Consider the following 23,435-nt stretch of genomic DNA (forward strand, 5'->3'; position numbering starts at 1 on the left):
CTTTTGCTATCCTGCCGTCAAAGAAAATCGGCGGCTTGGACCCGCCGCGCCGCCATGGAGAGAAACATGACCAAGTTCGTGATCGAATCGCATTTTCGCCTGCAGGAATGGGTCGCCGAGGAGAAAGGCTATTTCGGCGCCGAAGGGCTCGACTATGAGTTCCGCGAGTTGATCCGCTCGACCGAAGGCCAGCACCACAACAAGGTCAACGAAGGCGCCTTCCAGAGCATCGAGAAGGGGCGCAAGGCCGACGTGAGCTGCGCCTGCCATTGGACCGTCAATGTCGCCGCTTCGAAAGGCCACGCCAAGCTTTACGCCGACGTCTACTCGGTAGCGCCTTCCGGAATCTTCGTTGCGGCGGATTCGAAAGTTCGCACGCCAGCCGATCTCGCCGGCGTGCCCATCTCGGTCGGATTCCAGTCGGGCAGCCATTACTCGACGATCCAGGCGCTCGAGCAGTACCTGCAGCCCGGCGAAATCAACCTGACGTTCGAGGACGGCATGCTGTTCCGCAGGATGGAGCTGTTGTTCGAGGGCAAGAGCGAGGCAGCGGCGCTGTTCAACGGCCCCTACTACTTTGCCGAGCAGCTCGGCTACCGGAAGATCATCGATACAACCTTCATGATCGCATCCATGATCAACGGCGATCCGGCGCCTGAGGACATCAAGCGCTACTTCCGCGCCTTGAAGAAGGCCCAGCGCGACATCGATCTGCGTCCCGAGTTCTACACCCACTATTACAAGAACGAATTTCCCGACAGCTTCCACGCGGCGATGGACACGCGGCGTTGGGGGCCAGGCGAGCGCATCGTGTTCGAGCCCTATTCGCGGGAGGTCTACGAGCAGTCGTTCGAATGGATCGAGAAGCACGGCATTTTTGAAGCCGGCAAGATGGGCGACGGCCTCTACGACAGGGCGACGGTCAGGCTCGGCGCTTTCTGAGCGTAGAGGCGCCAGGGGCGGAGCGCGAGCGGGACCTATTTCTTCAGCCGCCGGAAGCGCACGCTTTTGCCGTCCGGCAGACGGGTCGCGACGTAGCCACCGGCAAGGCAGGCCTCGCGCTGCGGCATCTTCTCCTGCGGGCTGCGGAGCGAATCCCACCAGGAGGCGCGCTGCGCTGCGCGCGGCAGCTCGCCTGCGATGATCTCCTCGATCTCGGCAAAGCTCAGCACGAATTCGGGCAGGCTCTGCTTCTTGAGATAATCGCGCAGCGCGTCGTAATCGTTCACTTCCGCGTGTCTCCCTGTACGCGCCCGCCGCATTGCGATTCCATTCAAAAACCGAGTGCGAGGCTAAGGAACCGTTAACTGATTAACGCATCGTTGTCGTCATTTAAGCCGACGGCAATGTTTCTGGCGCATGCAGGACGACGGAGCGCATGCATGCCATTTGGACGGAGCAAAATCGGGCTTTTTCGGTGGCGGCTATCGGCAAGGCTGCTGATTGCTTCCTCCATTGCCACCGTCATCGGCTTTACCGCGATCTGCGCCAATGTCATGCTCGACATGCGGCGCGGCGAGGAAACGCTTGCCCGGCAGTCGCTCGAGACTCTCGCCTCCAGCATCGACGCCGATCTCAGCCGCAACATCGAAGTCTATGACCTCTCGCTGCGCGCGGTCGCGAGCAACATTGTGCTGCCGGAGATCAAGAACGTCTCGAGGCCGATCCTGCAACTGATCCTGTTTGATCATGCCGCGACCGCCAAGCATTTCGGCGCGATCCAGGTGTTCGACGCCGAGGGGCGGCTGACTGCGGACGCATCCACGCTCGATCCTGTGCGCGAGAACCGCGCCGACGAGGATTATTTCAAGGTTCATCGCGACAATCCCGATGTCGGCCTCTACATCAGCGGGCCGATCATGCATCGCGGCGCCTATTCGATCGTGCTGAGCCGCCGCATCAGCGGCGAGGACGGAAAGTTTCTCGGCGTGGTCGTCGGCTCGATCCGCTTCACCTATTTCCAAGAGCTGTTCGCCCGCCTGCAGCTTTCGGAGGGCGACACGATCTGCGTGCTGCGCAAGGACCGCACCATCATCATGCGCCGCCCGTTCGATCTCGGCGTGATCGGGAAGAAGATCAGCGACTTGCCGCGCGGCAAGCAGCCGGGCGTGGAACCAGGCGGAATGTTTTCCGGCGTAGGCCCCGTCGATGACATTCCGCGCCTTTATGTCCGCGTCGCAAGCAACAGTCCGCTCATCGTCGTGGTTGGCAAGCCCATCAGCGACGTCTTCAATCTCTGGCGCACCGAGGCGATCCGGATCGGCGCCCTGGTGATGGCGCTGATTGCCTTCGTGCTCGCGGTCACGCTGTTTCTGGCGCGTGAAATCCGCCGCCGCGCTGCGGCCGAGGACAAGCTGGAGGAGTTGGCCACCACCGACGCGCTGACGGGGTTGAAGAATCGCCGCAAATTCGACGAGGCCATCGAGATCGAGTGGCGCCGCGCGGTGCGCTACAAGACGCCGCTGTCGCTGCTCATGATCGATGCCGATCACTTCAAGGCCTACAACGACACCTATGGCCACCAGGCCGGCGACCAGGTGCTGGTCGGGATCGCGATCTGCATCTCGGATGCGGCGACGCGAGCCGGCGACTGCGCCGCGCGCTATGGCGGCGAGGAGTTCGCCGTGCTGCTGCCGGGTCAGGCCAGTGCCGAGGCCATGATGGTGGCCGAAACCATCCGCCGCAAGGTGCAGGGATGGTCGGACGAGCCCACCATCTCCACGGTGAGCGTCGGGATTGCCAGCGTCACGCCGACCGCTGCGATGGACTGGCATGCCTTCGTCAATGCCGCCGACAAGGCGCTCTACGCCGCCAAGGCGGCGGGCCGCAATTGCTGCGTGATGGCGCCGATACCCGTATTGCCGCTGGCGGCTTAGGCCGTACCGTCATTCCGGACGGCGCGCGGCGCGCGCCGATCCGGAATCTCGAAGTTGTTGAGCAGGCAAACGCCGGCGAGATTCCGGGTTCGCCGCTTTGCGGCGCCCCGGAATGACGACGGACGCGCAGCGCGACCGTCGTCACTGCTCCAGATACTTCCTCATCTCCTCGCGCAGGCCATCGCGCAAATCGGCGCGGGCCATGCCATAAGCAATGTTGGCGCGGAGGAAGCCCGCCTTGGAGCCGCAATCATGGCGCTCGCCCTCGAACTCTACGCCGTAGAACGTCTGCGACTTCGACAGCCCGATCATGGCGTCGGTGAGCTGGATCTCGCCTCCCGCGCCGCGCTCCTGCGTCTGAAGGATCCTGAAGATTTCCGGCTGCAGGATATAGCGCCCGGTGATCGAGAGATTCGACGGCGCAGTGCCCTTCGGCGGCTTCTCCACCATCGAGGCGACCTCGAACACGCCGCGCTGGGCGAGACGCTTGCCGATGCCGCAGATGCCATATTGATGGGTCTGATCGGCAGGTACTTCCTGCACCGCGATCAGATTGGATTTATCGGGCAGCTTGGCCGCCGCCTCGATCATCTGGGCGAGGCAGCCGGGCGTGTTCAGCACGAGTTCGTCGGGCAGCAGCACCGCAAACGGCTCATCGCCCACGACGTCGCGCGCGCACCAGACCGCGTGACCGAGCCCCAACGGGGCCTGCTGTCGCGTAAAGCTCATCGCGCCTGCGTCAGGCTGGTCGCGCGCCAGGATGTCCTGCTCGGCCTTCTTGCCGCGCGCCTCGAGCGTGGCATCAAGCTCGAACATGCGGTCGAAATGATCCTCGATCACGCCCTTGTTGCGGCCGGTGACGAAGACGAAATGCTCGATGCCGGCTTCCCTCGCCTCGTCGACCACGTACTGGATCAGAGGCTTGTCGACGATGGTCAGCATCTCCTTCGGCATCGCCTTGGTGGCGGGAAGGACGCGGGTGCCGAGTCCGGCGACGGGGAAGACGGCTTTGCGGATTTTCATGGGATTTGGGGAGCTGGAGAAGGAAACGAGGGGGGGTTGTTAGCCGGTTTTTCGGCCGGTCACAAAGGTGGGTAACGCACAAAGTCCGATTTTGTTAATCCATTGGAAACCGTGAGCAGGCCTCCTGAAAGCCTGATTTGTCGGGAAAGCCTGTTTGTCGGGCAGCGGGTGGGACATGACGCCTCGGACGGAACTTTTGACGAAGTCGCTTCTGGGGGCGCTGATCGCGGCCCGCATGTTCGTAGGTCCGGCCTCCGCGCAGCAATCGGGCGGCGGGCTTTCCAGCCTGTTCGGCGGCGTTTTCTCCGGCCAGAGAACCGACACGCCGGCGCAGCAACAGCCGGCAGTGCCCGGTGATCCCTCCACGATCCCCTGGAGCGGCCAGGACGGCGCCTCCGGTCATCCCCTGATGACGGCGAGCGCGATCCGCGAGGCCGCGGCCAATTTCAACAATTGCGTCGCCGGGATGTGGCCCGACGCCGCGCGGCGCAACATCAGCCAGCAGAACTTTCAGCGCTTTACTGCAGGGCTGACGCCCGACCTGCACATCATGGACCTGCTCGATGCACAGCCGGAGTTCACCAAATCGATCTGGGATTATCTCGACATCCTGGTGAACGACGATCGCCTTGCCGCGGGCAAGGAGACCCTGGCCAAGTACAAGCCGCAGTTCGACGCGATGGAGCGGGCCTACGGCGTCGACCGCAACATCGTGGCAGCGATCTGGGGCGTCGAATCCAATTATTCGACCCAGATCGGCGACCGCAGCGTGCTGCAGTCGACCGCGACGCTCGCCTGCATCGGCCGCCGCCAGGCCTATTTCAGGGAGGAATTCCTCTCGGCGCTGGAAATCCTCAACCACGGCGATCTCAGGCCTGACCAGTTGCACGGCTCCTGGGCCGGTGCGTTCGGCGCGACGCAGTTCATGCCGACCGCGTTCAAGCGCTACGCGGTCGATGCCGATGGCGACGGCCGCCGCGACGTGGTCGACGATCCCGCCGACCTCATCGCTTCGACCGCCAACAACCTGAAGAAGGACGGCTGGCAGACCGGCCAGACCTGGGGCTACGAGGTGTCGGCGCCGCAGGGCTTCAACTACATGCTGGCCGACCGCTCCAAGGTCATGACCATGGCGCAATGGCAGCATCTCGGCGTGGTGCGCGCCAACAACCAGCCCTTCCCGCATCCCAATGAAAAGGCCTACCTGCTGACACCTGCCGGCGCGTCGGGTCCGGGCTTTTTGATGCTGCAGAATTTCCGCGTCATCATGAAATACAACCCCGCGGAGGCCTATGCGCTTGCGATCGGCCATTTCGCCGACCGTCTGCGCGGCGGCCAGCCTTTCATTCAACCCTGGCCGCGGCAGGAGCGCGACCTGTCGCTCGCCGAACGGCTGGAGCTGCAACAGCTTCTGGCCCAGCGCGGCTTCTATAAGGGCACGCCGGACGGCCAGTTCGGTGGCGAAACCAGGCAGGCGCTCCGCAGCTTCCAGGCCTCTATCGGCGCGCCGGCCGACGGATTTGCCACCTCCGAGGTGCTTGAACAGCTCCGCGGGCACTAAATCGCCCGTTTCGCGTTAAGAACAACGCCATCAAGCACATTTCCGCAGCGCCCTTGACCGGTGCGGCGGAGGCCGTTTTATGGGAAGGAAACTGCCCGTTTGCGGCCCGATTCCGTTATTATGATGTTGCCGTTCCTCAACTGACCGAGCCGCATGATCAAGCCGCCGTCATTCCTGAAGATCTTCACCGAGACCGGTCCGCTGGCCGTGCTCGCGGTGGCGATTGCGCTTTTGATCGGCATCGTGGGACCTGCGTCCGCACAGTTCTTCAATTTCGGCAATTTCGGCGGGCCGCCGCGGGCGGCACCGCGCGGCGGTGGAGGCTGGTTCGGCAGCGACTTCTTTGCCCCGTTCCAGCCGCAGGCGCCAAGGCGCGTCTACCAGGATTTCTCCAAGGCGCCACCGCCGGAGAAGCGCGAAACCGTGCCCGAGCGCAACGTCCTGGTGATGGGCGACGGCATGGCGGACTGGCTCGCCTATGGGCTGGAAGACGCCTACGCCGATCAGCCCGACATAGGCGTGATCCGCAAGGCCAGGAACACCTCCGGCCTGATCCGCTACCAGCCCAAGGGCGAGCCCGCCGACTGGGCCGCCGCCGCCAAGGGCATTCTGGCGACCGAGAAGCCGGATGCGATCGTCGTGATGCTCGGCCTCAACGACCGCATTCCGATCCACGAGCCCGTGGTCGAGAAGGACAAGGAAAAGGACAAGGAAAAGTCGGCCGAGAAGAAGGGCGACAAGAAGGGCAAGCCCGCGGAAAGCAAGGCGGACGAAAAAGCAAAAGCGGGCGACAAAGCCAAGACAGACAACAAGGCAGACGACAAGGGCGCCGACGCCGAGCTCGACGAAGCCGACAGCGAGACGCCGCCCCCACAGGAAAAAGCCCCGCGCTCACCGAACGGCATCTACGAGTTCCGCGACGAGCGCTGGGTCGAGCTCTATTCCAAGAAGATCGAGGAGATGATCGCGGTCGTCAAATCCAAGGGGGTGCCGGTGGTCTGGGTCGGCCTCCCCGCGATCCGCGGACCGAAGGGCACCTCCGACATGCTGTTCCTGGATTCGCTCTATCGCGAGCAGGCGGCCAGGGCCGGAATCACCTATGTCGACGTCTGGGACGGCTTTGTCGACGAGCGCGGCCTCTTTCTGCAAAAAGGCCCTGACTTCGAAGGCCAGATCCGCCAGCTCCGTTCCTGGGACGGCGTCTATTTCACCAAGTATGGCGCGCGAAAGCTTGCGCATTATGTCGAGCGCGAGGTCACCCGCCTGCTCGCCGCCCGCTCGGCGCCGCTCGCATTGCCGACGGAGCCCGCGACGCCCGAGGCCAACGCCGTGCCCGGCCAGCCCGCACCGCGCCCGATGGCGGGACCGATCCTGCCGCTGGTCGCCGCCAGCGTCAGCAGCGATCAATTGCTCGGTGGTCCAGGCACGCGGCCTGCCGCGGTCGATCCGCTGGCCGCGCGCACGTTGGTCAAGGGTGAGGCGTTGACCGCGCCTGCCGGTCGCGCCGACGATTACGCCTGGCCGCGCCGCGAGGCCGCACGCGAGCCGGCCAAGGGCGACGTGCCGGTCGCCAACGCGAGGCCGGGACCGCGCGCCGGCACGCCCGGCCAGCGCGCGATCACGCCGGCCGCCCCCGTTGCGCCAGGAGCGCCGGCTGCCGCAGTTGCGCCGCCGAGGCCTCAGCCGGCCAGGAAGCCGCCGCCTCAAAACAATCCGTTTGGCAATTTCTTCGGCTTCGGCAATTCGCCGCAGCGTCAGGTGCCGCCGCGTCAGTCCATCCCGCGCCCGCCTGCCCCCGTTGGCCGCTCGGCCTGGATACAATAATCCCGCGACGTCACAAAATCAGCCCGCCATCGACCACGATGGTCTGGCCGACGATGTAGGACGCCAGCTCCGAGGCCAGAAACAACGCCGCGCCGGCCATGTCCTGCGGCGTGCCGAGCCTCTTCAGCGGAATCCGCGCCAGCGCGCCTTCGAGCCGCTTCGGGTTCGCGGTCGTCACCTTGGTCATCTTGGTATCAACCAGTCCCGGCGCGATGCCGTTGACGCGGATGCCGTCCTCCGCCCAGGCGTCGCCAAGCGTGCGCGTCAACCCGACCGCGCCGGTCTTGGAGGCATTGTAGGCGGGATTGCCCATGGTCGAATGATAGGCCGCGGTCGAGCTCACGATGATCAGCGCGCCCTTGCTCGCGCGCAACATCGCATGGAATTTCGTCGCGCAAGCCATCAGGCTCATCAGGTTGACTTCGAGCACGGCGCGAAAGCCGGTCATCTCGAACTCGCCGCGACGATAGATCACCGCGCCCTGCGCCAGCACCAGCACGTCGAGCCTCTCAAGCGACGGATTGAATGTATCGATGGCGCCGGCGTCGCCGACGTCGAGCCGGTAGTAATCGAGGCCGTCGAGGTGCGAGCCGTCGTCCGGTGAGTAGTCGGAGGCCGCCGCGCGCGTGCCGCACACCGCAACCCGCGCGCCCCTGGCGCGGAATGCCTGCGCAATGCCGTTGCCGATGCCGGAGGAGCCGCCGACGACCAGAACCTGCTTCCCCGAGAAATCAAGCTCGTTCATGTCTATCCCTTCCCGTCGCTGTTCGTCTCGTCTTAGAGCATGATCCGGAAAAGTGGACACCGGTTTTCCGAAAAGATCATGCTCAAACATGAATCTGGAGCACGATGGCGCTTAACTTGGCGCCATGGTGCTCTAGGATGGCTTACGACCTTGTCAATCGATCGCTTGGGGAGACACCATGTCCGAATTCAAACAGCTCAGCCGCTCGGTGCAAGGATTGAGTGTTCTGGTCACGGGCGCGGCGAGCGGCATGGGTCGCGCCACCGCGCGCGTGTTTGCCGATGAAGGCGCACATGTCGCGGTGACGGACGTCTCCGCCGACGGCGCGAAGCTGGTCGCCGACGAGATCGGCGCAAGCGGCGCCACCGCAAGAGCCTGGGCGCTCGATGTCGGCGACGCCAGCGCGATCGACCGCGTCGTGGGCGAGGTCGCCGCGCATTTCGGCGGCCTCGACATCATCGTCAACAATGCCGGCATCTCCGTGCGGGTCGCGATCGACGATCCCGCCTATGAGGATGCCTGGGCGAGAGGGATTGCTGTCATGCTGACGGCGCATCCGCGTATCATCCGCGCGGCGCTGCCTTACTTGCGCAAATCGCCATGCCCGCGCATCGTCAATATCGCCTCCACCGAAGCGCTGGGCGCAACCGCTCTGCACAGCCCCTACTCTGCGGCCAAGGGCGGCGTGACCAGCCTGACGCGCTCGCTGGCGGTCGAGCTCGGCCGCGAGGGCATCACCGTCAACTGCATCTGTCCCGGCCCGATCCGCACCGCCATCACCGAGCGGATTCCCGAGGAGCACAAGATCATCTACGCCAAGCGCCGCACCGCGCTTGGCCGTTACGGCGATCCCGAGGAGGTCGCGCACATGACGTTGAGCCTGTGCCTGCCGGCGGCTTCTTTCCTGACCGGCGCCGTCATTCCCGTCGACGGCGGGCTGATGGCGCGGAATGCGTAAACCAGCCATGCTGCCGAAGCGTTGACATCGTCTTCGCCGGTAGTAGCTTTTCATGCAATCGAGCGGGACAACCGCCTTTCGCTTCAGGAGAGAAACGGCTGAGGAGTTAAAGTGATGGCGATCGCAATCCGGCAGCTTCACAAGCATTTTGTCGGCGAGGTTTCAGGGCTTGATCTGCGCAAGCCGCTGACGAAGGCCGAAGCCGCCGAGATCGAGGCCGGCATGGACAAATATGCCGTGCTGGTATTCCACGGCCAGGACATCACCGACGATCAGCAGATGGCGTTTGCGCTGAATTTCGGCGAGCGCGAAAATCCGCACGGCGGCAATATCACCAAGCAGAAAGACTACCGCCTCGGCTCCGCCGGGCTCAACGACGTCTCCAATCTCGGCAAGGACGGCAAGCCGCTGGCACGCGACAGCCGCGTGCATCTGTTCAACCTCGGCAACTGCCTGTGGCACTCGGACTCGTCATTCCGCGCGATCCCGGCAAAATTCTCGCTGCTATCGGCGCGCGTGGTGAATCCGAAGGGCGGCAACACCGAATTCGCCGACATGCGCGCGGCCTATGACGCGCTCGACGGCGAGACCAAGGCCGAGATCGACGACCTGATCTGCGAGCATTCGCTGATGTATTCGCGCGGCTCGCTCGGCTTCCTCGACTACACGGAGGAGGAGAAGCAGATGTTCAAGCCCGTGCTGCAGCGCCTGGTGCGCACGCATCCGGTGCATGCCCGCAAGTCGCTGTATCTCTCCTCGCATGCCGGCGCCGTGCGCGGCATGAGCATGCCGGAAGGACGGCTGCTCTTGCGCGATCTCACCGAGCACGCGACGCAACCGGAGTTCGTCTACGTGCACAAATGGACGTTGCACGACCTCGTGATGTGGGACAACCGCCAGACCATGCACCGCGTCCGTCGCTACGATCAGTCGCAGCCGCGCGACATGCGCCGCGCCACCGTCGCCGGCACCATGCCGACGGTCGCGCAGGAAGCGGCGGAGTAGGCTCAGCAACGATAACTCGTCATGCGCGGGGGCTGACCCGCCTGCGGGGCCGAAGCCCCTTCGGCGCGGCGAAGGCCCGCGCATCCATCGCCTAGAAAGACTCTTGCGAAAATGATGGATGACCGGGTCAAGCCCGGTCACGACGGGCGGAGCTAAGCGTGCCCCGCATCATTGGACAGCATGCCGAGATCGATGCCGATCTTGGCAAGCGCGCGGGCGTATTTGTCGTCGACGTCGTCGCCGAAGATGAGATCGGGATCGGCGTCGCAATGGAGCCACCCATTGCCCTGGATTTCGGTCTCGAGCTGGCCCGGCCCCCAGCCGGCATAACCGAGCGCCAGGATCGCGTGCTTGGGTCCCTTACCGTCGGCGATCGCCTTGAGGATGTCGACGGTCGCGGTGAGGCTTATCTTGCTGTCGATCGGCAGCGTCGCATTGGCGAGGAAGAAATCCGAGGAATGCAGCACGAAGCCGCGGCCAGTCTCGACCGGCCCGCCACGCATCACCTTCATGCTTTCCGCAGTATCCGGCAGCTTGATCTGCTCATCCTTGTTGATGATGTTGAGCTGCACCAAGAGATCGGGGAAATCGATGCTGCCCGCCGGGCGGTTCACCATGATGCCCATGGCGCCGTCGGCGGAATGCGCGCACATGTAGATGACCGAACGCTCGAAGCGGGGATCGCCCATCACGGGCATGGCGATCAGAAGCTGGCCGTCGAGATAGCTACGCCTGGACGAATTGTCACCGATGCCGGCCGCCTTTCCGGCACCGCTGCCGGCGGGCTTGCGGCGAATGTCGCCCGGTTTTTTATCCTGAGGGTCCATTCGCAAAGCACTCTCATGTTGGGGACCATCCTGATATTGGGCGGCGGGCCTGTCAATCAAGCTTAGGGCTTGACGCTCACAAGCAATTCAATGGTTTGCCTCGCGTCGAGCCTGTAAAGACGTCTCATGAACGCCACAGTTCCTTCAGCTTCCGCACTCGTCTTGGCCGCAGCCCTCCTTGCCGCCTCGTTCGCCACCACCGCCCACGCCCAGGATGCCTCGCCCTGGCAAAAGGACGGGCATTCGGCGGTACGGTTGCTCGCGGGCTCGCGCAGCGGCGCCGTGCTGCTCGGTGGCGTCGCTTTCCAGCTCCAGCCGGGATGGAAGACCTATTGGCGCACCCCCGGCGATTCCGGTGTTCCGCCACGCTTCGACTTCTCCAAGTCCGACAATGTCGAGGCGGTGACGATTTTGTGGCCGGCGCCGAAGAAATTCGATGACGGCGCCGGCGGCGTATCGCTGGGCTACCACGACCAGGTCGTGCTGCCGCTGCGCATCGTTGCCAAGACTATCGACAAGCCGGTGATCTTGCGTGCCGCGATCAACTACGCCGTGTGCGAGAAGCTCTGTATCCCGGTCGAGGCCAATGCCGAACTGACCTTCAACAGCGTGGCGAGCACGGAAGATAGCGCGCTGTTCGCCGCGCTCGACACGGTTCCAAAGCCCGCCAATGTCGGTGACCCCAATCCGCTGACCATCCTTGACGTCAGGCGCGAGGGCAAGGACCAGGTCCTGGTGGACGTGGCCAGCCCCAACGACCGGCCGGTCAACCTGTTCGTCGAGGGGCCGACGCCGGACTGGGGCCTGCCGGTGCCGAAACTGGTCGAGCACAGCCCGCCCGGCATCAAGCGCTTCGCGTTCCAGCTCGACGGCGTGCCGCCCGGCGTCAATCCGGACGGCGCCGCGCTGAAGCTAACCTTGGTCGGCGGCGATCACAGCTACGAGTTCAACATCAATCTGGATTGAGGATTGCCGTCGTCGAGAGACGACGGCAATCCTCATCCCGGGGCGCGTGCGGCGCGAACCCGGGATCTCGAGGTTCCCCAATGCGCCATTGCGCATTGGGGTTCGCGCTGCGCGCCCCGGAACGACGGCTCACATCCAACCAAATCTTAACGAACCGTTGATAGAGCAAATCGTCGCCGCCATGCGCGGCATTAGGAATTCGCCGTGGCCGCCATCGATGCTCAACCTGCAACTGCGCCACGAAGCGGGCTCTTTGCGCGATTGAAGGCGAAGCTCGCCGGGGGCCCAAGCGAAGCATCGCTGACGCGGCGGCTTGCCGGCACCATCTTCATCATCCGCGTGCTCTCTGCGGCGATGGCCTATCTCTCGCAGATCCTGCTTGCGCGCTGGATGGGCGGATCGGACTACGGCATCTACGTCTATGTCTGGACCTGGGTGCTGCTGCTCGGCAGCATGATGGATTTCGGTATCTCGGCGTCCGCGCAGAAGATCATCCCGGAATACCGCACGCGTGGCGAGCAGGCGCTGCTCCGCGGCTTTCTCTCCGGCAGCCGCTGGATGACCTTTGCGGTTTCGTCTGCGATCTCACTTGGACTGGCCGGCATCGTCAAACTGCTGTCGCCGTGGATGCGGCCGGGCGAGGTCGTGCCGCTCGTGATCGGCTGCCTGACGCTGCCTGCCTTCGTCGTTGCCAACACGCAGGACGGCATTGCACGCTCGCATGACTGGATGCGGCTCGGCCTGATGCCGCAATTCATCGTGCGCCAGGCGCTGATGATCGGCATCACCGCCGGACTGTTCGTGCTCGGCTTCGATCTCGGCGCGAGCGCCGCGATGGCCGCAAGCGCGGCGGCGGTATGGATCGCCATGATCGGACAGATGATCGTGCTCAACCGCCGCCTCGGCTTGCGCGTCGAACAGGGACCGAAGGCCTACGACGTTCGCGGTTGGCTTGCGATCTCGCTGCCGATCCTGCTCGTCGAAAGCTTCTACCTCCTGCTCTCCTACACCGACGTGCTGGTGCTGCAGCAGTTCCGCTCCTCAGAGGAGGTCGGCGTCTACTTCGCCGTGGTGAAGACGCTGGCCTTGGTGTCTTTCATTCACTACGCGATGTCGGCGACGACGGCGCATCGCTTTGCGGAATATAACGCGCTTGGTGACAAGCCGCGGCTGGAGGCCTACGTCGCGCATGCGATCAACTGGACGTTCTGGCCCTCGCTTGCGGCGACCATCGCGTTGCTTGCGATGGGCAAGCCGCTGCTCTGGCTGTTCGGACCAAAATTCGTGGTCGGCTACGACATCATGTTCGTCGCCGCGATCGGGCTCGTGGTGCGCTCGGCGATCGGGCCGGTCGAGCGCCTTCTCAACATGCTCGGCCACCAGCACATCTGCGCGCTCGCTTATGCGCTGGCGTTTGCCATGAACGTCATGCTCTGCGTCGCGCTGGGGCCGCGCTTCGGCGGCCACGGCGCGGCGGCTGCGACGTCGTTGTCACTGACCTTCGAGACCGTGCTGTTGTTCTGGATCGTGCGCCGCCGGCTTGGCCTGCACGTGCTGGCATTCGGAAAATAACTAGAAATTTGTCATCTCTGCCCGCCCTCGGGCATTGGCTTGGCTGCCAGTTCCACAGTCTGCGGTGGCAGGACACCGATGCCGCTCTCGCGTCTGCGACGGGCGAAAATCACCACGCAATTTCATTGCGCGCATCAAACATTCTTATTTTCCGCCGCGCATTGCGGGCAGGAGTCCCGCGCCCCTAGATAGTCGCAGAGATGAACTGAAATCGCGTGAATATGATCGATCCACTCTACGTCGCCTCCGGTTTCGGCGTTGGACTCCTTGTCGGCATGACCGGCGTCGGCGGCGGTTCCCTCATGACGCCGCTGTTGATCCTGCTGTTCGGCATTCATCCCTCGACCGCTGTCGGCACCGACCTGCTCTACGCCGCCGCCACCAAGACCGGCGGCAGCCTGATGCATGGTCTCTCCCGCAGCATTCACTGGCCGGCCGTGATCCGGCTCGCCTGCGGCAGCATCCCGGCAAGCATTCTGACGCTGTCCTTGATGTGGCAGTTCGAACTCAGCGCCGCGTCCCAGCGCAGCGTGGTCAACCTCGTGCTCTGCTTCGCGCTGCTGCTTACGGCGACTTCGCTGATCTTCCGGAAATCGATCCTGGATCGCTATCGCGCGCGCCTGGAGCGCATCGACGCCACGACAACCACGATTGCGACGATAGCGACCGGTGCGGCGCTCGGCGTGCTGGTCTCGATCTCGTCCGTCGGCGCCGGCGCAGTCGGCGTCACCGCACTGCTCCTGCTCTACCCTCGCCTGTCGATGGCGACGATCGTCGGCTCCGACATTGCGCATGCCGTGCCGCTGACCCTGGTCGCGGGCGCGGGACATTGGGCGGTCGGCGCCGTCGACTGGCATCTGATGGGCGCGTTGCTGCTGGGCTCGCTGCCCGGCATCATCGTCGGCAGCTACTGCGCGGTGCGCGTGCCGCAGGCGGTGCTGCGCGTCGTGCTCGCCACCATCCTGCTCCTGGTGGCCGGCAAGATCGCCTCGGAGGAGCTGAAGCTGCCGACCTCGACGCTGATGGCGTTCACCCGCAGCGCGGGGCATTGATCGATCGACAATGTGTGGGGTGGGCAAAGGCGCTCTTGCGCCGTGCCCACCACCTCCTCGCCAATTTGTTGATTGATGGTGGACACGCGGAGCCTGTCATCGGGCCGCGCGCTCGCGCGGACCCGTTGGCTTTGCCCACCCTACGAAGAGCTTTCGTTACTCCGCGGTCCAGCCGCCGTCGATCGAGAGATTGGCGCCGGTGATCTGCGCAGCATTGTCGCCGCAGAGGTACAGCGCCAGGGCAGCGACCTGGTCCGCGGTGACGAACTCCTTGGTCGGCTGCGCGGCGAGCAACACGTCCTTGATGACCTGCTCCTTGGTCATGTTGCGCGCCTTCATCGTCTCCGGGATCTGATGCTCGACCAGCGGGGTCCAGACATAGCCGGGCGAGATGCAGTTGCAGGTGATCTTGAATTGCGCAAGCTCGAGCGCGACCGTCTTGGTGAGGCCGGCGATGCCGTGCTTGGCCGAGACATAGGCCGCCTTGAACGGCGAAGCCACCAGCGAATGCGCGGACGCCGTGTTGATGATGCGGCCCCAGCCGCGCTTCTTCATGCCGGGGACGGCGGAGCGGATGCCGTGGAACGCCGACGACAGGTTGATCGCGATGATCGCGTCCCATTTCTCGATCGGAAATTCCTCGATCGGCGAGACGAACTGGATGCCGGCATTGTTGACGAGGATGTCGACCGAGCCGAACCCCTTCTCGCCGGTCGCGATCATCTCGGCGATCTCGGCGGGCTTGGTCATGTCGGCCGCGGAATAGAGCGCCTTGACCTTGTAGTCGGTCTCGATCGCCGAGCGCTCCTTCTCGATGTCGGCGGGCGCGCCGAAGCCGTTGATCACCACATTGGCGCCGGCGCCGGCGAAGGCGCGCGCGATCGCAAGGCCGATGCCGCTCGTCGAACCGGTCACAACTGCATTCTTGCCTGTCAGCGTACCCATATTGTCTTTACTCCTTTTTGCTGACGGGAGCCTCATCCCCCGTCAAATCGTAGGTCACCATGGTTTCGTCGGATTGCGGCCGTTCCAGCCACTCCTTGTGACGCATCGACAAATGCACATCACGAACGCCCGCGTTCCAGTGCTCGACCATGCCGACATGGGAAAAATCGTAATCCTTCGACGAGGTCTCGTAGTTCTTGCTCCTGTAGATCAGGTGCACCACCGTGACCGTGTTTTCCCTCGCCGCCTTGCGCAGGAAGGCTACGCTCGGATCGTCCTGCAGGCTCTCGGGCAGCTTGCCGATGAGGTCGCGCACTGCCCTGCGCGCGTTGTGGATCTGCCGGTTCTTGTCGGTGTTCATCCGCGTGCGGCTGGAATAGCGGATGTCCTTCTCGCGCTCCGCCGCCTCCAACAGCGTCTCGGGCAGACGGCCACGAGCAGAGAACAGGTCGACTTGGAAGATCAGGAGATCGCGGTCAGTCTCGGCATCGAGCACAAAGTCGAGCGGCGTGTTGGAAGCGATGCCGCCGTCCCAATAATATTCGCCGTCGATCAGGATCGCAGGGAAGCCCGGCGGCAGAGCACCCGACGCCATGATATGCTCTGGCCCGATCCGCTTGCCCTGCCGCTTGAACTCGACATTGTCGAAGTAGCGGAAATTGCCCGAGGTGACACCGACCGCACCGACCGAGAGGCGGGTCTTCAAATCGTTGATGCGGTCGAAATCGACCAGCCGCTCCAGCGTCTTCTTGAGCGGCGAAGTATCGTAATAGCTGAGCGATTGCGGGCTGCCGTGCGGCCAGAGTGCGGCCGGCGGAATCCGCGGGGTGAAGAAGCCGGGCACGCCGAAGGTCGCGATGATCGCCGCCGAGGTCTCGTTGAACAGGGTGCGGTTTCTCTCACCCTTGAGAACCGGATTCCACGGCACCGGCGATGACACCAGCTCCCAGAATTCCTTCAGGCGATCGACGCGCTTGTCGTTGTCGTTGCCGGCGATGATGGCGGCATTCACCGCGCCAATCGAGATGCCGGCGATCCATTCCGGCTCGAAGCCGGCGCGGCACAATGCTTGAAAGGCGCCGGCCTGGTAGGAGCCGAGCGCGCCGCCGCCCTGCAACACCAGCACACGGCGGGCGCTGGCCGGAGTGCTCGCTTCATCGGATGGGGACTGATCCATCATGGCCTCCGGATAGGTCGGTTGAAGCGCGGCGTCAGTTCACGAAGGCGTCAACCAGCCGCGGGAAACCGCCGATCGCCGGTATCAACCGCGGCCAGTAGACGCCAAAATCAGGGTCCAGAACACTTTGTACTTGGTATTCGGTGCATAGCTCGCGGCTATGCCTAATTTTGTGACACCGCTTTTCAGCATGTTGGCGTTGTGGGGCGGCGAGTCACGCCAGCCGGAAAACGCTTCCGCCAGCGTATGATAGCCCGCCGAGACGTTCTCGACCGCCACAGAGGCCGGATAGCCGTCCGCCGCCAGGCGCTTGGCCAGCGGCGCATGGGCGTCGTGGTCGAGCTTGTTCTTGGCCGCCATGACACCGGACTGGGCTTCCGCGAGTTTCACCAGGTCAGGATCGACCTCAACGGCTCCAAGCCCGTTGTTCTGGCGGTATTGTGAGATCATCGAGGCGGCCACGGCTGCGTCGAGCCTCGCGCCCGGCTCGGCCATGTTGACATACATCGCCGGCGTTTGGACCGGAGCCTCCGATGCACAGCCTGCAAGCAATAAAGTAATGAAAACGGCCGCAAGTCCGCGCATCAAATCCCAGCCCCATAATTGGCGGCTGTTGTTGCATACAAACCGTGGCCGAAAGGTGAATTTGGCGGAAATTTCCGGTGTCATTCCGGGATGCGCCGTTAGGCGCAGACCCGGAATCTCGAGATTCCGGGTTCGATGCTAACGCATCGCCCCGGAATGACGTTGAAAACTTACGACGTCGCCATCGTATGGATGCCGCATTCGGTCTTGCCGCGGCCGCGCCAGCGGCCGGCGCGCGCATCCTCGTTGGGCGCGGTCCGGCTTGTGCAGGGCATGCAGCCGACCGAGAGGAAGCCCGACGTGACCAGGGGATGCGACGGCAGGTCGGCGAGCTTGAAGATCGCCTCGATCTCCTCGCGCGAGATATTGGCGAAAGGATTGAATTTCAGCCGTGCGCCATCCGCCTCGACGACGGGAATATCGGCGCGCAGGCCGCCCTGAAAACGCTTGCGCCCGTTGACCCAGGCGGAAAACGGTTTCAGCGCCCGTGCCAGCGGTTCGACTTTCCGGATGCGGCAGCAGGCGTCCGGGTTGGAATACCAGAGCTCACCGTCCGGGTCCTCGCGCGAGAGCGCCTCCTCCGCAGGCTTGATCGAACGGACGTCGGCAAGTCCGAGCTTCTCGATCAGCGCATCGCGATAGGCGAGCGTCTCCGGAAACAGCCAGCCGGTGTCGAGGAAGATCACAGGGATCGCCGGATCGACATCCGCCATCACCTTGAGTAGCGCAGCGGATTCGGTGCCGAAGGACGAGACCAGGGCGAGACGGTCGCGGCCGACGGTCTTCAACGCTGCCGAGATCACCTCATGCGGCGAAGCCTTGCGAAGCGAGCGGTCGAGTTCGTCCGCCGGCGGCAGCGACGCCGCCACGGCGGCGGATGAGACTTTGGACGCGAGCGCATTCATAGGCCGGCACTTTCGGAATGGCGAAGCTGCATGCGCCGGTGCAGCGCCGTGAGACGGCCATCGCCGGTCGGCTGATAGAACACCGAATAGCGCTTGACCGTCTGCGCGAAGGCTTCGGCATCCGCCTGTTTCTTCACGTCGAAGGCGTCGAAGCCCGCGCGCAGCATGAAGACGAACTGGTCGCGCAGCACCTGCCCCGTCGCACGCAACTCGCCGCGATAGAGGAAGCGTTCGCGCAGGAGCCGCGCCTGGCTATAGGCGCGGCCGTCGCGGAACGTCGGAAATACCAGCGCGACGGCGCCGAGGCGATCGAGATAGGGCACGACGTCGTCGACATCGCGGTTGTTCGGCCAGATCACGCCGACCTTGCCCGAGCGCGCGAACAGCGCCTCCGGGTTTTCGAGAAAGCGTGCCGCCGATACCAGCACGCTGCCATTTGGCGGCAGCTCCGCGCCGTCGGCGATAGGAACAATGATATCGTCGGTGATTTTCCCGCCCTTAACGAGTGGCATAGACGCGCTCCCTGAACGGTTCGACGCCGAGCCGCTTCACCGTGTCGATGAACAGCTCGTCGGGGCGGGCGCGCAGCGCCAGATACGCTTCGACGATGTCCTCGATGACATCGGCGACCTCATCGAACTTCACGGCGGGCCCGATCAACGTGCCGAGCTCGGCCTGCTCGTCGGCGCGGCCACCGATCGTGATCTGGTAGACCTCTTCGCCGTTCTTCTCGACGCCCAGAATGCCGATATGGCCGACGTGGTGATGGCCGCAGGCATTGATGCAGCCGGAGATGTTGATGTGCAGCCGGCCGATCAGGTTCGCAGTGTCGTGGTTGGCGAAGCGTCGGGACAATTCCTGTGCGATAGGGACCGAGCGCGCATTGGCGAGCGAGCAATAGTCGAGCCCGGGACAGGCGATGATGTCGGAGACGAGATTGACGTTCGGCGTCGCCAGCCCAATCTTGTCGAGCGCTCTCCACAGCGCCGGCAGGTCGCGGCGGGCGACATGCGGCAGCGCCAGATTCTGCTCATGGCCGACGCGGATTTCGCCGAAGGAATATTTGTCGGCGAGATCGGCGAGCGCATCCATCTGGTCGGCGGTCGCATCGCCGGGCGGGCCACCGACCGGCTTCAGCGAGATGGTGACGATCGCATAGCCCTGCGCCTTGTGCGGGAACACCGAATTGGTGCGCCAGGCCTCGAATTTCGGATCCTGCGCGGCCTTGCGCAGCTCGTCGGGCATGTGCGGCAGCTTCTCGTAGGTCGGATAGAAGAAGCGGGAGCGGATGTCCTCGACCACCTCGTCGTCGAGCTTCAGCGCGCTATCGCGCATCTGCTGCCACTCTTCCTCGACTTCCTGAGCAAACTTCTCGACGCCGAGCTCGTGCACCAGGATCTTGATGCGCGCCTTGTAGATGTTGTCGCGCCGGCCATACTGGTTGTAGACGCGCATGATGGCTTCGACATAGCTCAGGAGATCGCGGCCGTGCACGAACGGCTTGATGGTCTTGCCGAGGAAGGGCGTGCGGCCGAGCCCGCCGCCGACCATCACCTCGAAGCCGGTCTCGCCTTGCACGTTCTTGTGCAGCCGTAGGCCGATGTCGTGGATCTTGATCGCGGCGCGGTCGTGGGCGGACGCCGTGATCGCGAACTTGAACTTGCGCGGCAGGAAGGAAAATTCCGGATGCAGCGTGGTGTATTGCCGCAGGATTTCCGACCAGATGCGCGGATCCTCGATCTCGCCGGGCGCGACGCCGGCCCACTGATCGGAGGTGACGTTGCGGGTGTTGTTGCCCGAGGTCTGCATCGAGTGGATACCGACCTCGGCGAGGTCGGCGAGCGCGTCGGGCAGCTCGGCGAGCTTGATCCAGTTGAACTGAATGTTCTGGCGCGTCGTGAAATGGCCATAGCCGCGGTCGTAGCGGCGCGCGACATGCGCAAGCCGGCGAAGCTGCTTCGATGACAGCGTGCCATAGGGAATGGCGATGCGGAACATGTAGGCGTGAAGCTGCAGATAGACGCCGTTCTGCAGCCGCAGCATCTTGAATTCGTCCTCGGTGAGCTCGCCGGAGAGGCGCCGCTTCACCTGATCGCGAAACTCCGCAACCCGCTCGTTGACCAGCGTGCGGTCGATCTCGTCATAGGCGTACATGGAGAAACTCTTACACTTGCACTGGCAGTCCGATGGATACCGGAAGCCCGATGGTGACGCCGGAGCGGCGGATCTGCTCCCGCAAGTTACCCGGCTCGATCCTGCCGCCCTCGGTGATCGCAACCGGCGCGACATAGGCGCCGACCGCGCCGAGATCATCGGCGACCGATTCCGCAAGCAGCGCGCGCGCATCGTCATTGGTGCGGACGATGGCGGCATCGCCGAGCTCATTCGACCACCCTTGGCCCGCGGTGCGATAAATCACGGCGCCATCCCAGGTGCGGTTGGCGGTCACGATCGACGGACCGGAAATCTTGATCTTCTTTTGTTCGAGAGGCGAGGTCATTGGGCTCTTTCCAACAGGCCTGAGAGGACGAGGTTGAGGTTCTGGCGGCGCCATGGCGCGGAGTGCGCCACGACGTCGCCGATGATGAGGATCGCGGGACCGCCGTCGACTTGCGCGATAAGGTCCGGCAGTTGCTCGAGCGTGCCGACGGCCGCCTTGGCGTCGGGGCGCGTGACGCGCGCAAAGACGCCGACGGGCGTATCAGGCGAGCGGCCGGCGGCGCGCAGGCCGTCGCGCACGGAGGGCGCGGCGTTCACGCCCATGTAGACGACGACGGTCATCTGCTGATCCGTCAGCGTCGACCAGTCGACCAGATCCGCGTCATCGGCCTTGTGCGCGGTGAGGAAGGTGATGCGCAGCGCCTTGCGGCGGAACGTCAGCGGCACTTCGAATTGCGCGGCAGCCCCGATGGCCGCTGTGATACCCGGCACCACCGAGCAGGAAATGCCGGCCTTGCGCAGCGCGTCGATTTCCTCGCCGCCGCGACCGAAAACAAAGCCGTCGCCGCCCTTCAACCGCACCACGCGCCGGCCGGATTTCGCCGCTGCGATCATCAGCTCGTTGATCGCGTCCTGGCCAACGCCGGGCTTGCCGACGCGGCGGCCGACAGACACGCGCGCAGCATCGCGGCGGATGCGGTCAAGGATTTCGGACGACACCAGCTCGTCATGGAACACGACGTCGGCGTCCTGCAACGCACGCAAGGCCTTGATCGTCAAGAGATCGGGATCGCCGGGGCCGGCGCCAACCAGCATGACATGACCTTTTGCTTTGCCGGACACGTCCGCGCCCGCGAATGCCGACGGGTCGGAAATGTTGTTCAGCGCCGCTTCCGCATCATCCTTGTGGCCTGAAAGAACCAGCGCGCCGATCGGGCCGTCGATCACGCGCTCCCAGAAGCGGCGGCGGAGCGGCGTCTCGGGAATGCGCGCGTGAATCGATTTGCGGAAGCGGCCGATGAATTTGGCGAGATCGCCGATCCGCGCCGGCAGCACGGCCTCGATCTTCTCGCGTACCCGGCGCGCCACCACCGGCGAGGTGCCGCCGGTACCGATCGCGACCACGACATCGCCGCGATCGACGATCGCGGGAAAGATGAAGGTTGAATGCGCGACGTCGTCCATCACATTGACGGGCAGGCCGACCGACTTCGCACGCGCCGACATCGCGACGCCAACGTCGCCGGCGCCCGCGCAGAAGATCGCGACCACGCCGGAGAGATCTTCGGTGAGCGGATCGCCCTTGGCGAACGCGATGCGCGCGAGCTGCGCGGGTTCGAGCCCGTGGATGTCGTGCTCGCCTTCAGGCGAATACCAGCGGATGCGCGCACCGGCAGCCACCAGCACGCGCAATTTGGCGCGCGCGAGCTCACCCGTGCCCAACAGGGCAACAAGGCCGCTTTGTAGATCGAGGAAGACCGGCAGATAGCGCATTCCAAGCTCACCTTCCCACTTCGGGGTTGACTGAAATTATTTTCTCTCTAAGTGTCTTGCAACCCTCGCAAAGAGAAAATTATTTCTTCTCTATTGCGCATCGCAGATGGAAGTTTCGCCTCTCCAAGGCAAGGTCGACGAGATGTCTGTTCTCATCCACGAATCCGCATCCCACCAGTCGCGTCACGGTTCGCTGCTACAAGCATCTTCCATGCCGCAAATTCTTCCCGACAGCGTCTCAATGGACCACCTCGACGCGCTCGAAGCGCAGAGCATCTACATTTTTCGGGAGGCGTTTGCGCGACTGAAGAAGCTCGCGCTCTTGTGGTCGCTCGGCAAAGACTCCAACGTGATGATCTGGCTCGCGCGCAAGGCCTTTTTCGGCCGTGTGCCGTTTCCGGCGCTGCACGTCGACACCGGCAAGAAGTTTGCCGAGATGTACGCGTTCCGCGATCACTACGGTAAGGCATGGGAGCTCGACCTGCGCGTCGAGCCGTGCCCGCCGATCGATGCGGTCGATCCGACCCTGCCGCCGGCGGCGCGCTCGGCGGCGCGCAAGACCGAGGGGCTGAAGATGGCCCTTGCCAAATACGGCTTCGACGGATTGATCGCCGGCATCCGCCGCGACGAAGAGGCGACGCGCGCGAAAGAGCGGGTGTTCTCGCCGCGCGGGCTCGAAGGCGGATGGGACGTGCGCGACCAGCCGCCTGAGTTCTGGGACCAGTTCAACGCCTCGCCACCGCCTGGCGCGCATTTGCGCATCCACCCGATCCTGCATTGGACCGAGTCCGATATCTGGGCCTACACCAGGCGCGAGAACATCCCGATCATTCCGCTCTACCTCGCTAAAGAGGGCAAGCGTTATCGCTCGCTCGGCGATGCCGACATCACCTTCCCCGTGCAGTCGCACGCCGCAAATATCGATGAAATCCTGCTCGAGCTCGAACAGACCAAGGTGCCGGAGCGCGCCGGCCGCGCGCTCGACCACGAAACCGAAGACGCATTCGAGCGGCTCCGCGTCGCGGGCTACCTGTAAACTTCGATGGGCGCGAGCGCTGCCATGAACATGATCCTGAACCATTCGCTTTCGGCGACGCCGAACGGCACCACCCGGCCGCAGGTCCGCATCGTCATCGTCGGCCATGTCGATCACGGCAAGTCGACGCTGGTCGGACGCCTCCTGCACGAGACGGGAAGCCTGCCCGAGGGCAAGCTGGAGATGCTGAAAGCCGTCAGCGCGCGACGCGGCATGCCGTTCGAATGGTCGTTCCTGCTCGACGCGCTGCAGACCGAGCGCGACCAGGGCATCACCATCGACACCACGCAAATCCGCTTCCGCACCCGTTCGCGCGACGTCGTGCTGATCGATGCGCCCGGGCACGCGGAATTCCTGCGCAACATGATCACCGGCGCTTCGCAGGCTGACGGCGCGGTACTGATCATCGACGCTCTCGAAGGCGTGCGCGACCAGACGCGGCGGC

Annotated in this window: 23 protein-coding genes; 11 read left to right on the forward strand and 12 right to left on the reverse strand. The window is 64.2% G+C overall.

Features of this window, described 5'->3' with window-relative positions:
- The first annotated feature begins 66 nt into the window (after positions 1-66).
- Entirely contained in the window at positions 67-942 is an 876-nt protein-coding gene (locus VKR55_RS18530; protein WP_324405477.1) for an ABC transporter substrate-binding protein, read from the forward strand.
- Positions 943-977: 35 nt separating this feature from the next.
- Here the strand turns inward: VKR55_RS18530 and VKR55_RS18535 are convergent, their stop codons facing one another.
- On the reverse strand, positions 978-1,229 hold the full coding sequence (locus VKR55_RS18535) for a DUF7662 domain-containing protein (protein ID WP_324405479.1): 252 nt from the start codon (positions 1,227-1,229) through the stop codon (positions 978-980).
- Positions 1,230-1,382: 153 nt separating this feature from the next.
- On the opposite strand from VKR55_RS18535, the gene VKR55_RS18540 reads away from it, so the two are divergent.
- Entirely contained in the window at positions 1,383-2,876 is a 1,494-nt protein-coding gene (locus tag VKR55_RS18540; RefSeq protein WP_324405481.1) for a GGDEF domain-containing protein, read from the forward strand.
- Between the two features lie 141 nt (positions 2,877-3,017).
- Here VKR55_RS18540 and galU read toward each other — a convergent pair whose 3' ends face one another.
- A complete protein-coding gene (galU, locus tag VKR55_RS18545) occupies positions 3,018-3,899 on the reverse strand; it encodes a UTP--glucose-1-phosphate uridylyltransferase GalU (protein WP_324405482.1) in 882 nt (293 codons plus the stop codon).
- A gap of 235 nt (positions 3,900-4,134) precedes the next feature.
- Here galU and VKR55_RS18550 point away from each other — a divergent pair, with 235 nt between their 5' ends.
- Together VKR55_RS18550 and VKR55_RS18555 are read left to right on the forward strand one after the other, a co-directional pair.
- Positions 4,135-5,460 carry a lytic murein transglycosylase gene (locus tag VKR55_RS18550; RefSeq protein ID WP_324405512.1) on the forward strand — a complete coding sequence of 442 codons (1,326 nt, stop codon included), beginning with the start codon at positions 4,135-4,137 and terminating at the stop codon, positions 5,458-5,460.
- Positions 5,461-5,613: 153 nt separating this feature from the next.
- Positions 5,614-7,284, forward strand: coding sequence for an SGNH/GDSL hydrolase family protein (locus VKR55_RS18555; RefSeq protein ID WP_324405484.1), 1,671 nt, complete (start codon positions 5,614-5,616; stop codon positions 7,282-7,284).
- 10 nt (positions 7,285-7,294) lie between these two features.
- On the opposite strand, the gene VKR55_RS18560 is transcribed toward VKR55_RS18555, so the two are convergent.
- On the reverse strand, positions 7,295-8,029 hold the full coding sequence (locus tag VKR55_RS18560; protein ID WP_324405485.1) for an SDR family NAD(P)-dependent oxidoreductase: 735 nt from the start codon (positions 8,027-8,029) through the stop codon (positions 7,295-7,297).
- A 178-nt stretch (positions 8,030-8,207) separates the two neighbouring features.
- Here VKR55_RS18560 and VKR55_RS18565 point away from each other — a divergent pair, with 178 nt between their 5' ends.
- The gene (locus VKR55_RS18565; protein WP_324405487.1) at positions 8,208-8,987 is read left to right on the forward strand and encodes an SDR family NAD(P)-dependent oxidoreductase; all 780 of its coding nucleotides are present in this window, start codon (positions 8,208-8,210) and stop codon (positions 8,985-8,987) included.
- A 114-nt stretch (positions 8,988-9,101) separates the two neighbouring features.
- Positions 9,102-9,992, forward strand: coding sequence for a TauD/TfdA dioxygenase family protein (locus VKR55_RS18570; protein ID WP_324405488.1), 891 nt, complete (start codon positions 9,102-9,104; stop codon positions 9,990-9,992).
- 152 nt (positions 9,993-10,144) lie between these two features.
- Here VKR55_RS18570 and VKR55_RS18575 read toward each other — a convergent pair whose 3' ends face one another.
- Entirely contained in the window at positions 10,145-10,819 is a 675-nt protein-coding gene (locus VKR55_RS18575) for a YqgE/AlgH family protein (protein WP_324405490.1), read from the reverse strand.
- A 126-nt stretch (positions 10,820-10,945) separates the two neighbouring features.
- On the opposite strand from VKR55_RS18575, the gene VKR55_RS18580 reads away from it, so the two are divergent.
- The 3 genes from VKR55_RS18580 (at position 10,946) to VKR55_RS18590 (ending at position 14,409) form a co-directional block, all read left to right on the forward strand.
- Positions 10,946-11,785, forward strand: a complete 840-nt coding sequence (locus VKR55_RS18580; protein ID WP_324405492.1) for a protein-disulfide reductase DsbD domain-containing protein — start codon at positions 10,946-10,948, stop codon at positions 11,783-11,785.
- A gap of 204 nt (positions 11,786-11,989) precedes the next feature.
- Positions 11,990-13,357: a lipopolysaccharide biosynthesis protein gene (locus VKR55_RS18585; protein ID WP_324405493.1), complete on the forward strand. Its 1,368-nt coding sequence runs from the start codon at positions 11,990-11,992 to the stop codon at positions 13,355-13,357.
- A 221-nt stretch (positions 13,358-13,578) separates the two neighbouring features.
- Complete coding sequence (locus VKR55_RS18590) at positions 13,579-14,409, forward strand: sulfite exporter TauE/SafE family protein (protein ID WP_324405514.1); 831 nt, start codon at positions 13,579-13,581, stop codon at positions 14,407-14,409.
- Positions 14,410-14,565: 156 nt separating this feature from the next.
- Here the strand turns inward: VKR55_RS18590 and VKR55_RS18595 are convergent, their stop codons facing one another.
- From VKR55_RS18595 to cysG, 8 genes are all read right to left on the reverse strand, one after another.
- Positions 14,566-15,354, reverse strand: coding sequence for a 3-hydroxybutyrate dehydrogenase (locus tag VKR55_RS18595; protein WP_324405494.1), 789 nt, complete (start codon positions 15,352-15,354; stop codon positions 14,566-14,568).
- A gap of 7 nt (positions 15,355-15,361) precedes the next feature.
- Positions 15,362-16,534 (reverse strand): patatin-like phospholipase family protein, encoded by a 1,173-nt coding sequence (locus tag VKR55_RS18600; protein ID WP_324405495.1) that lies wholly within the window; start codon positions 16,532-16,534, stop codon positions 15,362-15,364.
- 81 nt (positions 16,535-16,615) lie between these two features.
- A complete protein-coding gene (locus tag VKR55_RS18605) occupies positions 16,616-17,116 on the reverse strand; it encodes a CAP domain-containing protein (protein WP_324405515.1) in 501 nt (166 codons plus the stop codon).
- A gap of 170 nt (positions 17,117-17,286) precedes the next feature.
- Positions 17,287-18,021, reverse strand: coding sequence for a phosphoadenylyl-sulfate reductase (locus VKR55_RS18610; protein ID WP_324405497.1), 735 nt, complete (start codon positions 18,019-18,021; stop codon positions 17,287-17,289).
- On the reverse strand, positions 18,018-18,533 hold the full coding sequence (locus VKR55_RS18615) for a DUF934 domain-containing protein (RefSeq protein WP_324405498.1): 516 nt from the start codon (positions 18,531-18,533) through the stop codon (positions 18,018-18,020). Before VKR55_RS18615 ends, VKR55_RS18610 begins: the two co-directional genes overlap by 4 nt.
- A complete protein-coding gene (locus VKR55_RS18620; protein WP_324405500.1) occupies positions 18,520-20,175 on the reverse strand; it encodes a nitrite/sulfite reductase in 1,656 nt (551 codons plus the stop codon). Before VKR55_RS18620 ends, VKR55_RS18615 begins: the two co-directional genes overlap by 14 nt.
- 10 nt (positions 20,176-20,185) lie before the next feature.
- Positions 20,186-20,521 carry a DUF2849 domain-containing protein gene (locus tag VKR55_RS18625; protein ID WP_324405501.1) on the reverse strand — a complete coding sequence of 112 codons (336 nt, stop codon included), beginning with the start codon at positions 20,519-20,521 and terminating at the stop codon, positions 20,186-20,188.
- The gene (cysG, locus tag VKR55_RS18630; RefSeq protein ID WP_324405503.1) at positions 20,518-21,954 is read right to left on the reverse strand and encodes a siroheme synthase CysG; all 1,437 of its coding nucleotides are present in this window, start codon (positions 21,952-21,954) and stop codon (positions 20,518-20,520) included. The genes VKR55_RS18625 and cysG overlap by 4 nt, the downstream gene beginning before the upstream one ends.
- A gap of 211 nt (positions 21,955-22,165) precedes the next feature.
- Here cysG and cysD point away from each other — a divergent pair, with 211 nt between their 5' ends.
- Together cysD and VKR55_RS18640 are read left to right on the forward strand one after the other, a co-directional pair.
- Entirely contained in the window at positions 22,166-22,990 is an 825-nt protein-coding gene (gene cysD, locus VKR55_RS18635; protein WP_324405504.1) for a sulfate adenylyltransferase subunit CysD, read from the forward strand.
- A 24-nt stretch (positions 22,991-23,014) separates the two neighbouring features.
- Positions 23,015-23,435: GTP-binding protein (locus tag VKR55_RS18640; protein ID WP_324405506.1), on the forward strand; the 421-nt coding region annotated here is incomplete at its 3' end.

Origin of the sequence: Bradyrhizobium sp. (assembly GCF_035309285.1) — a bacterium.
GTDB lineage: Bacteria > Pseudomonadota > Alphaproteobacteria > Rhizobiales > Xanthobacteraceae > Bradyrhizobium.

What these genes read in the sequence shown, in the direction of transcription:
- VKR55_RS18530 (WP_324405477.1), top strand. Translation starts at nt 67, where the DNA reads ATGACCAAGTTCGTGATCGAATCGCATTTTCGCCTGCAGGAATGGGTC.
- VKR55_RS18540 (WP_324405481.1), top strand. Translation starts at nt 1,383, where the DNA reads ATGCCATTTGGACGGAGCAAAATCGGGCTTTTTCGGTGGCGGCTATCG.
- galU (WP_324405482.1), bottom strand. Translation starts at nt 3,899, where the DNA reads ATGAAAATCCGCAAAGCCGTCTTCCCCGTCGCCGGACTCGGCACCCGC.
- VKR55_RS18550 (WP_324405512.1), top strand. Translation starts at nt 4,135, where the DNA reads ATGTTCGTAGGTCCGGCCTCCGCGCAGCAATCGGGCGGCGGGCTTTCC.
- VKR55_RS18555 (WP_324405484.1), top strand. Translation starts at nt 5,614, where the DNA reads ATGATCAAGCCGCCGTCATTCCTGAAGATCTTCACCGAGACCGGTCCG.
- VKR55_RS18560 (WP_324405485.1), bottom strand. Translation starts at nt 8,029, where the DNA reads ATGAACGAGCTTGATTTCTCGGGGAAGCAGGTTCTGGTCGTCGGCGGC.
- VKR55_RS18565 (WP_324405487.1), top strand. Translation starts at nt 8,208, where the DNA reads ATGTCCGAATTCAAACAGCTCAGCCGCTCGGTGCAAGGATTGAGTGTT.
- VKR55_RS18570 (WP_324405488.1), top strand. Translation starts at nt 9,102, where the DNA reads ATGGCGATCGCAATCCGGCAGCTTCACAAGCATTTTGTCGGCGAGGTT.
- VKR55_RS18575 (WP_324405490.1), bottom strand. Translation starts at nt 10,819, where the DNA reads ATGGACCCTCAGGATAAAAAACCGGGCGACATTCGCCGCAAGCCCGCC.
- VKR55_RS18580 (WP_324405492.1), top strand. Translation starts at nt 10,946, where the DNA reads ATGAACGCCACAGTTCCTTCAGCTTCCGCACTCGTCTTGGCCGCAGCC.
- VKR55_RS18590 (WP_324405514.1), top strand. Translation starts at nt 13,579, where the DNA reads ATGATCGATCCACTCTACGTCGCCTCCGGTTTCGGCGTTGGACTCCTT.
- VKR55_RS18595 (WP_324405494.1), bottom strand. Translation starts at nt 15,354, where the DNA reads ATGGGTACGCTGACAGGCAAGAATGCAGTTGTGACCGGTTCGACGAGC.
- VKR55_RS18600 (WP_324405495.1), bottom strand. Translation starts at nt 16,534, where the DNA reads ATGATGGATCAGTCCCCATCCGATGAAGCGAGCACTCCGGCCAGCGCC.
- VKR55_RS18605 (WP_324405515.1), bottom strand. Translation starts at nt 17,116, where the DNA reads ATGCGCGGACTTGCGGCCGTTTTCATTACTTTATTGCTTGCAGGCTGT.
- VKR55_RS18610 (WP_324405497.1), bottom strand. Translation starts at nt 18,021, where the DNA reads ATGAATGCGCTCGCGTCCAAAGTCTCATCCGCCGCCGTGGCGGCGTCG.
- VKR55_RS18615 (WP_324405498.1), bottom strand. Translation starts at nt 18,533, where the DNA reads ATGCCACTCGTTAAGGGCGGGAAAATCACCGACGATATCATTGTTCCT.
- VKR55_RS18620 (WP_324405500.1), bottom strand. Translation starts at nt 20,175, where the DNA reads ATGTACGCCTATGACGAGATCGACCGCACGCTGGTCAACGAGCGGGTT.
- VKR55_RS18625 (WP_324405501.1), bottom strand. Translation starts at nt 20,521, where the DNA reads ATGACCTCGCCTCTCGAACAAAAGAAGATCAAGATTTCCGGTCCGTCG.
- cysG (WP_324405503.1), bottom strand. Translation starts at nt 21,954, where the DNA reads ATGCGCTATCTGCCGGTCTTCCTCGATCTACAAAGCGGCCTTGTTGCC.
- cysD (WP_324405504.1), top strand. Translation starts at nt 22,166, where the DNA reads ATGCCGCAAATTCTTCCCGACAGCGTCTCAATGGACCACCTCGACGCG.